This is a genomic window from Streptomyces flavotricini, assembly GCF_020639365.1.
Lineage (GTDB): Bacteria > Actinomycetota > Actinomycetes > Streptomycetales > Streptomycetaceae > Streptomyces > Streptomyces flavotricini.
This window is the reverse complement of the sequence record NZ_JAINUL010000001.1, coordinates 5,762,646-5,775,538: the sequence shown is the minus strand read 5'-3', so window position 1 is coordinate 5,775,538 and position 12,893 is coordinate 5,762,646. Positions and strand designations below refer to the sequence as shown.

Below are 12,893 nucleotides of genomic sequence, written 5' to 3'. Positions count from 1 at the left end.
GGACCGTATCTGTCACTTATCCAGGGATGCTGATGACCCTCGAATCCCCCAGCTCCATACCCGGGGCCAGACGCGTCGCGCGCGTCGCGGCCGCGGCCGGCCTGGTCGCCGCGCTGGCGACCGCCGGCGCGATGCCCGTGTTCGCGGCGACCGGCCCCGCCGGGACCCCGGGCACGAGCCCGGCCGTCAAGTCCGCCGACGAGAAGATCGGCTCGGCGGACGCCGAACTGCTGCAGCAGGCCAAGGCCAAGGGTGACGCGACCGTCACCGTCATGGTGGCCACCGCCCCCGGCCAGACCAAGCAGGTTGCCGACCAGCTCGGCGCGGTCCAGGGCGCCTCGGTCGGTCAGACGAACGACAAGCTCGGCTACGTGCGCGCCACGCTGCCGACCGCCAAGGCCGAAGCCGCGCTGAAGGCGGCCGCGAAGCTGTCCTCGGTGCACGCCCTGGACCTCAAGCACGAAATCCAGCTCTCGGACCCGCGTCCCGACGCGGGCAAGGACTCGGGGTCGGTGGGGAAGACCGCCTCCGAGACCTACCCGGGGCCGGACAAGAACACCCCCGCGAAGAACCCGTACAACCCGTCCTTCGAGACGGGCGCGGTGGACTTCGTCGCCAAGAACCCGCAGGCCGACGGCCGCGGCGTGACCATCGGCATCCTGGACTCGGGCGTCGACCTCGGCCACCCGGCGCTCCAGAAGACCACCACCGGCGAGCGCAAGATCGTCGACTGGGTCACCGCGACCGACCCGATCACGGACAACGACGCCACCTGGCGCGCGCAGATCACCCCGGTCACGGCCGCGGGCGGCACCTTCAGCGCCGGCGGCCAGAGCTGGAAGGCGCCCGAGGGCTCCTACCAGTGGAGCCGGTTCAGCGAGTCGATCACCGCCACCGGTGACGCGAAGGGCGACGTCAACCGGGACGGGGACACCACCGACCGGTTCGGCATGCTCTACGACGCCGCCGCCGGCACCGTCCGCGTCGACACCGACCAGGACGGCGACTTCACGAACAACGAGCCGATGAAGCCGTACAAGGACGGTTTCCAGATCGGCTACTTCGGCACGGACAACCCGGCGACCGACGTCGCCGAGCGGATCCCGTTCGTGATCCAGATCCGCAAGGACGTCCCGATGGACCCGCTCGGCGGGGACTGGGTCGGCAAGAAGGCCGACTTCGTCAACATCGGCATCATCGAGTCCGAGCACGGCACGCACGTCGCCGGCATCACCGCCGCCAACAGCCTCTTCGGCGGCAAGATGAACGGCGAGGCGCCCGGCGCGAAGATCGTCTCCTCGCGCGCCTGCTCCTGGTCCGGCGGCTGCACCAACGTCGCGCTGACCGAGGGCATGATCGACCTCGTCGTCAACCGCGGTGTGGACATCGTCAACATGTCCATCGGCGGTCTGCCGGCGCTGAACGACGGCAACAACGCCCGCGCCGAGCTCTACAAGAACCTCATCGACACCTACGGTGTCCAGCTCGTCATCTCGGCGGGCAACGAGGGCCCCGGTGTCAACACCATCGGCGACCCCGGTCTCGCGGACAAGGTCATCTCCGTGGGTGCCGCGGTCTCCAAGGAGACCTGGGCCGCGAACTACGGCTCCGGCGTGACCAAGAAGTACGACATGTTCCCGTTCTCCTCGCGCGGTCCGCGTGAGGACGGCGGCTTCACGCCGACCATCACCGCCCCCGGCGCGGCCATCAACACCACGCAGACCTGGCTGCCCGGCTCCCCGGTGAAGGAGGCCGGCTACAATCTCCCGGCCGGCTACTCGATGCTGCAGGGCACCTCGATGTCCTCGCCGCAGGCGACGGGCGCCAGCGCCCTGCTGCTCTCGGCCGCCAAGCAGCAGCACGTGACGGTCACCCCGGCGAGCCTGCGCGTGGCGCTCACCAGCACCGCGAAGAAGATCGCCGACGTCCCGGCGCACGCCCAGGGCGCGGGCCTGATCAACATCGTCGACGCGTGGGAGTCCCTCCAGCGCGGCGCCAAGGCGAACGAGTTCACCGTCAAGGCCCCGGTCGACACCGCGATCGACCAGTTCCTGAAGACCCCGGGCTTCGGCACCGGCCTCTACGACCGCGAGGGCGGCCTCAAGGTCGGCCAGAAGAAGGTCTACGACGTCGTCGTCACCCGCACCACGGGCGTCAAGTACGGCACCCGGCACGACCTGACCTGGCGCAACAACGACGGCACGTTCAAGGTCGTCGGCGGCTACGGCTACGTCACGCTGCCGCTGAACAAGCCGGTCACCATCAAGGTCGAGGCCAACCCGAAGTCGGCCGGCGTCCACAGCGGCATCCTGCAGCTGGACGACGAGACCACCGAGGGCATCGACAAGCAGATCCTGACCACGGTCGTCGCCTCCACGCCGCTGGCGAAGCCGTCGTTCACGATGTCGAACACCTCCTCGGTCCAGCGCAACAGCCACAAGTCGTACTTCGTGACCGTTCCGCAGGGCGCGAAGTCCCTCGAGGTCGCCCTCGGCGGTCTCAAGGCGGGCAGCCAGACGCGCTTCATCTCGATCCACCCGTACGGCGTGGGCGTCGAGGACAGCGCGACGACGCAGTGCTACCCGAACTACGACAACCCGGCCAACCAGTGCCGCCCCGACCTGCGTTCGTACGCGAACCCGCAGCCGGGCGTCTGGGAGATCGAGGTCGAGTCGCGCCGTACGTCGCCGCTGCTCGACAACCCGTTCAAGCTGGACGTCTCCGTCCTCGGCGCGGCCTTCGACCCGGCGGTCAAGGTCCTGCCCGAGGTGAAGCAGGGCACCCCCGCCCCGGTCCAGTGGACCATCAAGAACGAGGCCGCGGCCATCTCCGGCGGCAAGCTCCAGGGCGGCCCGCTCGGCTCCGCGAAGGTCGCCAAGCCGACCATCGCGAACGGCGAGACCCAGACCAGCACCGTCACCATCGGTGAGGGCGTCTCCCGCCTGGACGTGGCCATCGGCGGTGTCTCCGACACCGGTGCCGACCTCGACCTCACCGTCCTCAAGGACGGCGTGAAGGTCGGCTCCTCCGCCGACGGCGACTCCGAGGAGGCCGTGACCCTGCTCAACCCGGCCGCCGGCACCTACACCATCCAGGTGGACGGTTACGCCGTTCCGTCCGGCTCCACCACCTTCAACTACCGCGACGTGTACTTCTCGTCCGCCCTGGGCTCCGTCCAGGTCGACGAGGGCGCCGCGGTGAACCTCGCCAACGGCGCCTCGGCGTCCGTCACGGCGAACGTGCTCGCCGCCGCTCCGGCCCCCGAGGGCCGTCAGTTCTTCGGCGAGGTCAAGCTGCTCAACGCCCGCGGCACCGCCGCCGGCACCGGCAGCGTCCAGATCGAGAAGGTCATCCCGTAACGGATGACCGGCTGATCGCATGACGGAGGGGCGGGCGCCCGGATCGGGCGCCCGCCCCTTCGCCGTTCCCCCCTCCCGGCCGCCCGCCGGCTACTTGCCCAGCGAGCTCAGGTCCTGGGCGTACGTGCCCACCGCGTGGGCGATGACGTCCAGGTTGGTGTCGAAGGCCTTCAGGTCCAGGTTCCTCAGGGTGTCGCCCGCCCCGTGGTAGTTCGGGTCGTACGGGGCGCCGGCCGTGCCGCCGTAGCGCTTGGCCTGCTCGTCGGTCTTGACGCCCTCGGCGCCGGTGAACGTACCGCCGGCCGGGATGCCGTTCGCGATGAACGGGCCGTAGTCCGAGCGGCCGTCGAAGTCACTGCCCTCGTGCGGCTTGCCCTTCTTGTCGAGGAAGCCGTTGATGAGCGCCTCGATCTGCGCCGAGCCGGCCGGTCCTGCGCCCTCGCCCACCTCGTCCGAGTCATCGCCGTCGTAGACGAACTGGACCGGGTTGGGCGAGGCGATCATGTCGAAGTTCAGGTAGAGCGCGATGTCCTTCTTCTGCCGGTCGGACAGCTGCGCCACGTAGTGCTCGGAGCCCAGCAGGCTGAGCTCCTCGGCCGACCACCAGGCGAGGCGGACCTTGTTCGCGGGGCCCTTGCCCTTCTTGTTGGCGCCCTCGTCGGCGAGCTTGAGGGCGACCTCCAGCAGGCCGGCCGAGCCGGAGCCGTTGTCGTTGACGCCCGGGCCCTCGGGCACCGAGTCCAGGTGGGCGCCGACCGTGACGACGCGGTCGGAGCGGCCGCCCCTGGTCTCGGCGACCACGTTGCGGGTGGTCTTCTTCACGTGCTCCAGGTCCAGGTCCAGGCGCACCTTCACCTCGCCCTCGGCGGCGGCCGCGGCCAGCGCCTCACCGTCGGCGAGGCTGAGCCCGGCGCTAGGGATGATCCCCTCGGCGGGCGAGGAGAACCCGCCCCGGACCGGGGTGGTGCCGCTGTGGTTGTAGACGATCACGCCGAGGGCGCCGGCCGCCGCCGCCTTCTGCTTCTCCGCGAAGGTGCAGGAGCCGCGCTTGACCAGGCAAAACGGGTGCTCGGCGGGGGTGCAACACAGCCGCCACGAACGTGTCACGGGGGTTCACATTCGGGACACCGTCCGTTCCTCGGACAATGGATTGGACAAGCCTCGTGGGGTCGAACGCATGATGGCTACACGCGCCCGCGTCGTACGCACCAATTAGGAGTCACCGTGAGGGTCGGAATCGTCGGAGCCACCGGACAGGTCGGCGGAGTCATGCGCGGCATCCTCGCCGAGCGCAAGTTCCCGGTGGACGAGCTGCGGCTGTTCGCCTCGGCCCGTTCCGCGGGCTCGATCCTCGAGTGGGAGGGCAAGGAGATCACCGTCGAGGACGCCTCCACGGCCGACTACTCCGGCCTGGACATCGTCCTGTTCTCCGCGGGCGGCGCGACCTCCAAGGCCCTCGCCGAGAAGGTCGCCTCCCAGGGCGCCGTCGTGATCGACAACTCCTCCGCCTGGCGCCGCGACCCCGACGTGCCGCTCGTCGTCTCCGAGGTCAACCCGCACGCGGTCAAGAACCGCCCCAAGGGCATCATCGCGAACCCGAACTGCACCACCATGGCCGCGATGCCGGTACTGCGTCCGCTGCACGACGAGGCCGGCCTGACCGCGCTGATCGCCACCACCTACCAGGCCGTCTCCGGCTCCGGCGTGGCGGGCGTCGCCGAGCTCGACGGCCAGGTCAAGGCCGTCGCCGGCGAGGCGACCGCGCTCGTGCACGACGGCGAGGCCGTCGCCTTCCCCGAGCCCGGCGTCTACAAGCGCCCGATCGCCTTCAACGTGCTCCCGCTCGCGGGCTCGATCGTCGACGACGGCTCCTTCGAGACCGACGAGGAGCAGAAGCTCCGCAACGAGTCCCGCAAGATCCTGGAGATCCCGGAGCTCAAGGTCTCCGGCACCTGCGTGCGCGTGCCGGTCTTCTCCGGCCACTCCCTCCAGGTCAACGCCCGCTTCGCGAACCCGATCAGCGTGGAGCGCGCGTACGAGCTCTTGGCGGACGCCCCGGGCGTCGAGCTCTCGGAGATCCCGACCCCGCTGCAGGCCGCGGGCAAGGACGCCTCGTACGTGGGCCGCATCCGCGTCGACGAGACGGCCGAGAACGGCCTCGCGCTGTTCCTCTCGAACGACAACCTCCGCAAGGGCGCCGCCCTGAACGCGGTCCAGATCGCCGAGCTGGTCGCCGAAGAGCTCCGCGGCTGATCCCGCACACGAAGAGGGGCGGCACCCGGTAGGTGCCGCCCCTCTTCGCGTTCCCCCGGCCGTCAGGGCCTGCGGACCTCGAAGAGGAAGCAGCCGAACTCGGTCGCGCGGACGTGCACGAGGGCGACCTCCGGGTCGGCGAAGGCCTCCGCCAGCGCCTGCTCCAGCACCGTGTCCGGGTCCTCGCCGAGGGACAGGGCGCGACCGCCAAGGATGTGGCCCCGCGCGTCGTAGCGGCGGGCCGTGCGCAGTGCCCCGGGGTGGGCGAAGGGGTGGCCGGAGCCTCCGGCCGGGCCGCCGCAGTCGGCGGCGTGGATGAACACCGGGCCCTGCTCGTCGTACGCACCCGGGTCGACGCCCCGCTCGGCCGCCCAGCGGCGCAGCGGCGCGTACGTGACGAGGGCGATCCGCTCCCCGGGGCGGCTTCGGCGCAGGCAGCAGCGGAGCGGGGCGCCGCCCTCGGGGTCCTCGTACGGCCGGCAGGGCCGGCCTGCGTCGTCACGGGCGCGCAGCCCGGCGAGGGTCGCGGGGGCGACGGGACGTGCGGCGTGGAGCGCCGGTCGGGGCGCGGAACGTGGGGTCATGGCGTCCAGCGTGCGCGTCCGGATCCGGTGAAGCTGGCGGAAATCGGACGTCGCGTTTCGCCCGTGGATTACTCAAGGGCGCCCGGTCGGCCCCGCATGGAAGGATGGCGGGGCAACGTCACCATCAAAGGAGATGACCGCGTGCCTGGCACGAATCTCACCCGTGAAGAGGCTCAGCAGCGGGCGAAGCTGCTCACCGTCGACTCGTACGAGATCGAACTCGATCTCAGCGGTGCGCAGGAGGGCGGCACGTACCCGTCCGTGACCACCGTGCGGTTCCAGTCGGCCGAAGCCGGCGCCGGGACCTTCATCGACCTGGTCGCGCCGGCCGTGCACGAGGTCGTCCTGAACGGCAAGTCGCTGGACGTGGCCGAGGTCTTCCGGGACTCCCGCATCGCGCTGAACCACCTCGCGGCCGGCGCCAACGAGCTCCGCGTCGTCGCGGACTGCGCCTACACCAACACGGGCGAGGGCCTGCACCGCTTCGTCGACCCGGTCGACGAGCAGGCCTACCTGTACACCCAGTTCGAGGTTCCGGACGCGCGCCGCGTGTTCGCCAGCTTCGAGCAGCCCGACCTGAAGGCGACGTTCCAGTTCACCGTGACGGCTCCCGAGGGCTGGACGGTCATCTCGAACTCCCCGACGCCGGAGGCCGCGGACGTCAAGGACAACGTCTGGCGCTTCGAGCCGACGCCGCGCATCTCCACGTACATCACGGCCCTGATCGCCGGCCCGTACCACTCGGTGCACAGTTCCTACGAGGGCGCGAACGGCCAGTCGGTGCCGCTCGGCATCTACTGCCGCCCGTCGCTGGCCGAGTTCCTGGACGCCGACGCGATCTTCGACGTCACGCGCCAGGGCTTCGACTGGTTCCAGGAGAAGTTCGCGTACGACTACCCGTTCGCCAAGTACGACCAGCTCTTCGTCCCCGAGTTCAACGCGGGCGCGATGGAGAACGCGGGCGCGGTCACCATCCGTGACCAGTACGTCTTCCGCTCGAAGGTGACGGACGCGGCGTACGAGGGCCGCGCCGAGACGATCCTGCACGAGCTCGCGCACATGTGGTTCGGCGACCTGGTCACCATGGAGTGGTGGAACGACCTGTGGCTGAACGAGTCGTTCGCGACCTACACCTCGGTCGCCTGCCAGGCCTCGGCCGAGGGCACGAAGTGGCCGCAGGCGTGGACGACCTTCGCCAACTCGATGAAGACCTGGGCGTACCGGCAGGACCAGCTGCCGTCCACGCACCCGATCATGGCCGACATCCGTGACCTGGACGACGTCCTGGTCAACTTCGACGGCATCACGTACGCCAAGGGCGCCTCGGTGCTCAAGCAGCTCGTCGCCTACGTGGGCACGGACGCCTTCTTCAAGGGCGTGCAGGCGTACTTCAAGGCGCACGCGTTCGGGAACACCCGCCTGTCGGACCTGCTGGGCGCCCTGGAGGAGACCTCGGGCCGCGACCTGACCACCTGGTCGAAGGCGTGGCTGGAGACCGCCGGCATCAACGTGCTGCGCCCCCGCATCGAGACGGCCGCGGACGGCACGATCACCGCGTTCACGGTCAGCCAGGAGGCCCCGGCGCTGCCCGCGGGAGCGAAGGGCGAGCCGACGCTGCGGCCGCACCGGATCGCGATCGGCCTGTACGACCTGGACGGCGGCAAGCTCGTCCGTACGGACCGGATCGAGCTGGACATCGACGGTGAGCTGACCGAGGTGCCGGAGCTCCTCGGCCGGACCCGTCCCGCCGTCGTGCTGCTGAACGACGACGACCTGTCGTACGCCAAGGTCCGCCTGGACGAGGTCTCGCTGGAGAACGTCACCGCGCACCTGGGCGACTTCACCGAGTCGCTGCCGCGGGCGCTGTGCTGGGCCTCGGCGTGGGACATGACCCGCGACGGCGAGCTGGCGACGCGCGACTACCTCGCCCTGGTCCTGTCGGGCATCGGCAAGGAGTCGGACATCGGCGTCGTCCAGTCGCTGCACCGGCAGGTGAAGCTGGCCGTCGACCTGTACGCCGACCCGGCGTGGCGGGAGCAGGGCCTGGCGACCTGGACCGAGGCCTCCCTGGAGCACCTGCGGGGCGCCGAGCCGGGCAGCGACCACCAGCTGGCGTGGGCCCGCGCGTTCGCGGCGACCGCCCGCACCGAGGGCCAGCTGACGTACCTGTCCGCGCTGCTGGACGGTGCGGCGGAGATCGAGGGCCTGGTCGTGGACACCGAGCTGCGGTGGGCGTTCCTGGAGCGCCTCGTCGCGACGGGCGTCCTGGGCGACGCGGCCATCGACGCGGAGCTGGAGCGCGACCGTACGGCGGCGGGCGAGCGCCACGCGGCCACGGCGCGGGCCGCGCGTCCGACGGCCGAGGCCAAGGCCGAGGCGTGGGCCTCGCTGGTGGAGTCCGCGGACCTGCCCAACGCGGTGCAGGACGCGGTGATCGGCGGCTTCGTCCAGACCGACCAGCGCGAGCTGCTGGCCCCGTACACCGAGAAGTTCTTCGCGGTGGTCAAGGGGATCTGGGAGAACCGCAGCCACGAGATCGCCCAGCAGATCGCGGTGGGCCTGTACCCCTCGCTCCAGGTCTCCCCGGAGACCCTGGCCGCGACGGACGCCTGGCTGGCCTCGGCGGAGCCGAACGCAGCCCTGCGCCGCCTGATCTCGGAGTCCCGCTCGGGCGTGGAGCGCGCCCTGAAGGCCCAGTCCGCGGACGCGGCGTCGGCTTCCTGACCCGGCCCGCGGCCTGATCCGTCCGGTGCCCCGGCTCCCGCTCGCGCGGGGCCGGGGCACCGGCTTTTTCGGTCAGCGGGCGCGGTGCGCGCTCACGGGGTGCGCCGCGCGGCCACCTCGCGCAGGGCGGCCAGGACCCGGGACACCGCCGGGGCGGCTTCGCCGCCGCTGCGGGTGGCCGCCAGGACGTGGCGGGTGGGCCGGTCGTGGGCCAGGACCCGCACCGCCACCCCCGAGGCGCGGCTCGACACCATGCGGGGGACCAGGGCCACGCCCATCCCGGCCTCGACCATGGCGAGGATCGCGGTCCAGCCGGAGGCCGAGTGTGCCTGTTCCGGGACGAAGCCGGCCGCCTCGCAGGCGTTGCGGGCGATCTCCTGCCAGGGGCCGCTGCCCCCGTAGATCCACGGATCGCCGGACAGGTCCGCCAGCCGCAGGGCCGGGGCCGCGGCGAGGGGGTGGCCCGGCGGAAGGGCCACGTCGAGGGGGTCCTCCATCAGCGTGATGCGGGTGAACCGCGGGTCACGGGCCGTCGGGGCGTGCGCCGCCAGCGAGAGGGCCAGGTCCACGGCCCCGGCCGCCAGCAGCTCGTACACCTGCGCCGCCTCGGTCTCCCGTACGCGCACCTCCACGCCCGGGTGGCTGTGCCGCAGCGCCGCCACCGCCGGGACCACCAGCACCGGCACGGCCGTGGAGAACGCCCCGATGCGGACCTCGCCCGCCTCCCCGGCCAGGTACCCGGCCAGTTCGGCGTCCGCCCGCTCCAGCTGCGCGAAGACCGCTTCCGCGTGCCGCAGTACGAGGTGCGCCGCGTCCGTGAGCCGGACCCGGCGCCCCTGGGCCTCCAGCAGCGGTACCCCCAGCTGCCGGGCGAGATTGGTCAGCTGCTGCGAAACGGCCGAGGGCGTCATGTGCAGCGCCTCGGCCGTCGCGGTCACGGTCCCCCGGTCGGCCAGGGTCCGCAGGATCCGCAGCTTCTTGATGTCCCACTCGGTCATGGGACCGAACCTACCGGCGGGCACTCCCCAGGCCGACGCCGCCGAGGATCAGGGCCATGCAGAGCAGCTCCGCCGGGCTCGTCCGCTCGCCCAGGAGCAGGAGGCCGAGGCCCGCGACGCACACCGGCTGGAGGTAGTAGACGACCCCGGCCCGGGCGGCGCCGATGAGCGAGACGGCCTTGTTCCAGGCGAAGAAGGCGACCGCGGAGGACATGACGCCGACGTACAGGAGCATGCCGCCGGTGCCCGCGGTGACCTCGAAGCCGCCCTGGACGGTGACGGACACGGCGTACGCGGGGGCCAGCATCAGCGCGCCGAGCACGAAGGTGGTGATCAGGAAGGCCGGTCCGCCGAGCTCGGCGGGCTTGCGCTTGAGCAGCGCGCTGTACGTGGCGAAGGACAGGGCGGCGGCGAGCATCCACAGGTCGCCGGCGCCGAAGTCGAAGCCCAGCGAGCCGTCCCCGACGAGCAGCAGCACCCCGAACGCGGCGAGCAGCAGCCCGAAGGTCCGCCGGACGCCGAGCCGTTCGCCGCCGAGGCGGGCGTACACGGCCATGACGACCGGCGAGGCGGCCATGATCATGCCCATGTTGGAGGCGGAGGTGGTCAGGCCGGCCTGGTGCACGAGCGTGTTGTAGAGGGCGACGCCGAACAGCGAGGCGAGGGCGGTGAACCCGAGGTGGCGGCGGATCAGCTCCCGCTGCCGCCAGGCCTGGCGGGCCGCGAAGGGGGCGACGGCGAGGGCGGCGATGATCCAGCGCCAGAACACGGCCTGGACGGGCGGGACGGCGTCGGCCATCCCCCGGGTGGCGACGAAGCTGCCGGACCAGACGACCGTCGCGACCAGGGCGAGGAGGAGGCCGAGGCCGGCGGACCCCTGCTTCGTCCGGGTGTCCGGCGTGTGCTGCGCAACGGTACGGACCCTGTCCATGACGGCCACGGTGTGTCTCCCCCTGGGGTGCTGGTCTGATCTGCTCTCGTCTGATGTGGCTCTACCGTCGCACCGGCCCATCCGTCAGGTCCATCGAAATGTTTCGATCATTCTCTTCAGAAGAACTGAACGGTCCGGCCGGTTCGGAGGGTTCGGACGGTTCGGACTTCGTCCCGGCGGCGAACAGCTGGCCCGCGACCGTGGCCCCGAAGGCGAGCGCCATGCCCAGCAGCTGTACGGGCGACAGGGCCTGGCCGAGCGCCGCCCAGCCGATGACGGCCGCGGTGAGCGGCGAGAGCGGGCCGAGCAGGGTGACCGAGGTGGCGGTGAGCCGGCCGATCCCGCGGAACCAGAGCCAGTACGCGATACCGGTGTTGATCAGCATCATGTAGCCGTAGCCGAGCAGGGCCTTGCCGTCGAGCGCGGGCGGCGCCCCCTCGACCAGCGCCGCGACGGGGATGATGACCAGCCCGCCCGCGGTGAGCTGCCAGCCGGTCAGGGCCAGTGGGCCGACGCCCTCCGGGCGCCCCCAGCGCTTGGTCATGACCGTGCCCGCGGCCATGGAGGCGGAGGAGACCACGCCGGCGACGACGCCTACGAGGTCCAGCCGGGCCTCGGCGGTCAGGACGACCATGCTCACGCCGAACGCCCCCGCGACGGCGGCGAGTACGGTCCGCAGCCGCGCCCGCTCCCCGAGGACCAGGGCGGCGAGTCCGACGACGAACAACGGCCCGGCGGAGCCGAGGACGGCCGCCACCCCGCCGGGCAGCCGGTACGCGGAGAGGAACAGCAGGGGGAAGAAGGCGCCGATGTTGAGCGTGCCGAGGACGGCGGACTTCCACCACCACGCGCCGCTCGGGATCCTGCGGGCCAGCGCGGTGAGCAGCAGCCCGGCGGGCAGGGCCCGCATCACCCCGGTGAACAGGGGCCGGTCGGGCGGGAGCAGTTCGGTGGCGACGGCGTAGGTGGAGCCCCAGGAGATCGGGGCGAGAGCGGTCAGGGCGACGGTGGCGAAACGCTTCACGGCAGTGACTCCCCCAGTAGGCTGCTTACAAGAAAGTAGCTTACCTCTAAGCTACTTTCTGGCAAGCTACTTTCTTGCGAACGATCGGAGGAAGGCCGGATACTGCGGTTCATGACCGAGGCCCACAAGGACGCCGCCGACAGCCGAGCTGTCCCCGCCGACGCCGTCGACGCGATCATCGACCAGTGGCACGCCGTGCGACCGGACCTGGACGTCGCGCCCATGGCCGTCTTCGGCCGCATCTACCGGATCGCCCGGGCCATGGGGGACGCCGTGGAGCGGGCCTACGCCCCGTACGGGATCTCGCGCGGCGAGTTCGACGTCGTCGCGACGCTGCGCCGCTCCGGCGCCCCGTACACGCTCTCGCCGCGCCAGCTGTCGGCCACGCTCATGCTCACGACGGGCGGTATGACGGGGCGCCTGGACAAGCTGGAGAAGGCCGGGCTGCTCGGCCGCAGGCCCGATCCGCACGACCGGCGCGGACTCCAGGTGACGATCACCGACCGCGGGCTGGCCCTCATCGACGAGGCCGTCGCCGCCGGGCTGGAGGTGCAGCGCGCCGCGCTCAAGGGGCTCGGAGAGGAGGAGGCCGCCCTCCTGGCGGGCCTGCTCCGCAAGCTGATGGCCGGGTTGTAGCGCGGGCCCCGGAGGCCCGGGAAAGCACGACGGGGCGCCGGGGGTCCGCGCCGGAGCCGAGGAGGCTTCGGCCTGCGGACCCCCGGCGCCCCGGAAGCCATGTGGGGACCGACCCGGTCGGGTCAGCCGTTCAGCCTGTTCAGTTGGTGGGCTGCGGCTTGTCCGACTTGTCGAAGACCATCACCAGGCCGGCGATGACCAGGAACAGCACGATCGGCGTGGCCACGTACAGGCCGAGGGTCTGGGCGATGCTCAGACCCGGGCCCGGGTCGTCGCCGTCGTCGCGGGTGACCGCGAGGGCGGGAGACGTCATCAGCAGCATCATCAGCGTCGATCCGGCCGTGACGGCGCCGGCGCGCAGAGCGTTCTTCTTGTCCACGGTGC

General features: G+C 71.5%; 9 protein-coding genes and 1 pseudogene. 4 read left to right on the top strand and 6 right to left on the bottom strand.

All coding sequences use genetic code 11. The annotated features are described in order from the left end of the window. The first annotated feature begins 32 nt into the window (after window positions 1-32). A complete protein-coding gene (locus K7B10_RS26270) occupies window positions 33-3,359 on the top strand; it encodes a S8 family serine peptidase (RefSeq protein WP_229339672.1) in 3,327 nt (1,108 codons plus the stop codon). Window positions 3,360-3,449: 90 nt separating this feature from the next. On the opposite strand, the pseudogene K7B10_RS26265 reads toward K7B10_RS26270, so the two are convergent. Further along, window positions 3,450-4,418: pseudogene (locus tag K7B10_RS26265) on the bottom strand (M28 family metallopeptidase); the annotation flags it as partial. A 165-nt stretch (window positions 4,419-4,583) separates the two neighbouring features. Between K7B10_RS26265 and K7B10_RS26260 the strand changes: the two are divergent. Beyond that, window positions 4,584-5,612 carry an aspartate-semialdehyde dehydrogenase gene (locus K7B10_RS26260; RefSeq protein ID WP_229339670.1) on the top strand — a complete coding sequence of 343 codons (1,029 nt, stop codon included), beginning with the start codon at window positions 4,584-4,586 and terminating at the stop codon, window positions 5,610-5,612. 62 nt (window positions 5,613-5,674) lie between these two features. Here the strand turns inward: K7B10_RS26260 and K7B10_RS26255 are convergent, their stop codons facing one another. After that, window positions 5,675-6,196: a DUF1203 domain-containing protein gene (locus K7B10_RS26255; RefSeq protein ID WP_229339668.1), complete on the bottom strand. Its 522-nt coding sequence runs from the start codon at window positions 6,194-6,196 to the stop codon at window positions 5,675-5,677. A gap of 141 nt (window positions 6,197-6,337) precedes the next feature. Between K7B10_RS26255 and pepN the strand changes: the two genes are divergently transcribed. Then, window positions 6,338-8,920, top strand: a complete 2,583-nt coding sequence (pepN, locus tag K7B10_RS26250) for an aminopeptidase N (RefSeq protein ID WP_229339666.1) — start codon at window positions 6,338-6,340, stop codon at window positions 8,918-8,920. A 92-nt stretch (window positions 8,921-9,012) separates the two neighbouring features. Here pepN and K7B10_RS26245 read toward each other — a convergent pair whose 3' ends face one another. The 3 genes from K7B10_RS26245 to K7B10_RS26235 all read right to left on the bottom strand — a co-directional run bounded on the left by K7B10_RS26245 (window position 9,013) and on the right by K7B10_RS26235 (window position 11,873). Further along, a complete protein-coding gene (locus K7B10_RS26245; protein WP_229339664.1) occupies window positions 9,013-9,918 on the bottom strand; it encodes a LysR family transcriptional regulator in 906 nt (301 codons plus the stop codon). A gap of 10 nt (window positions 9,919-9,928) precedes the next feature. Then, window positions 9,929-10,849, bottom strand: a complete 921-nt coding sequence (locus K7B10_RS26240) for a DMT family transporter (RefSeq protein ID WP_229339662.1) — start codon at window positions 10,847-10,849, stop codon at window positions 9,929-9,931. A gap of 61 nt (window positions 10,850-10,910) precedes the next feature. Then, window positions 10,911-11,873, bottom strand: a complete 963-nt coding sequence (locus tag K7B10_RS26235; RefSeq protein ID WP_229339660.1) for an EamA family transporter — start codon at window positions 11,871-11,873, stop codon at window positions 10,911-10,913. A gap of 111 nt (window positions 11,874-11,984) precedes the next feature. Between K7B10_RS26235 and K7B10_RS26230 the strand changes: the two genes are divergently transcribed. Continuing rightward, window positions 11,985-12,509 carry a MarR family winged helix-turn-helix transcriptional regulator gene (locus K7B10_RS26230; RefSeq protein WP_229339658.1) on the top strand — a complete coding sequence of 175 codons (525 nt, stop codon included), beginning with the start codon at window positions 11,985-11,987 and terminating at the stop codon, window positions 12,507-12,509. Between the two features lie 139 nt (window positions 12,510-12,648). On the opposite strand, the gene K7B10_RS26225 is transcribed toward K7B10_RS26230, so the two are convergent. After that, window positions 12,649-12,888 carry a hypothetical protein gene (locus K7B10_RS26225; RefSeq protein ID WP_229339657.1) on the bottom strand — a complete coding sequence of 80 codons (240 nt, stop codon included), beginning with the start codon at window positions 12,886-12,888 and terminating at the stop codon, window positions 12,649-12,651. Window positions 12,889-12,893 lie beyond the last annotated feature (5 nt).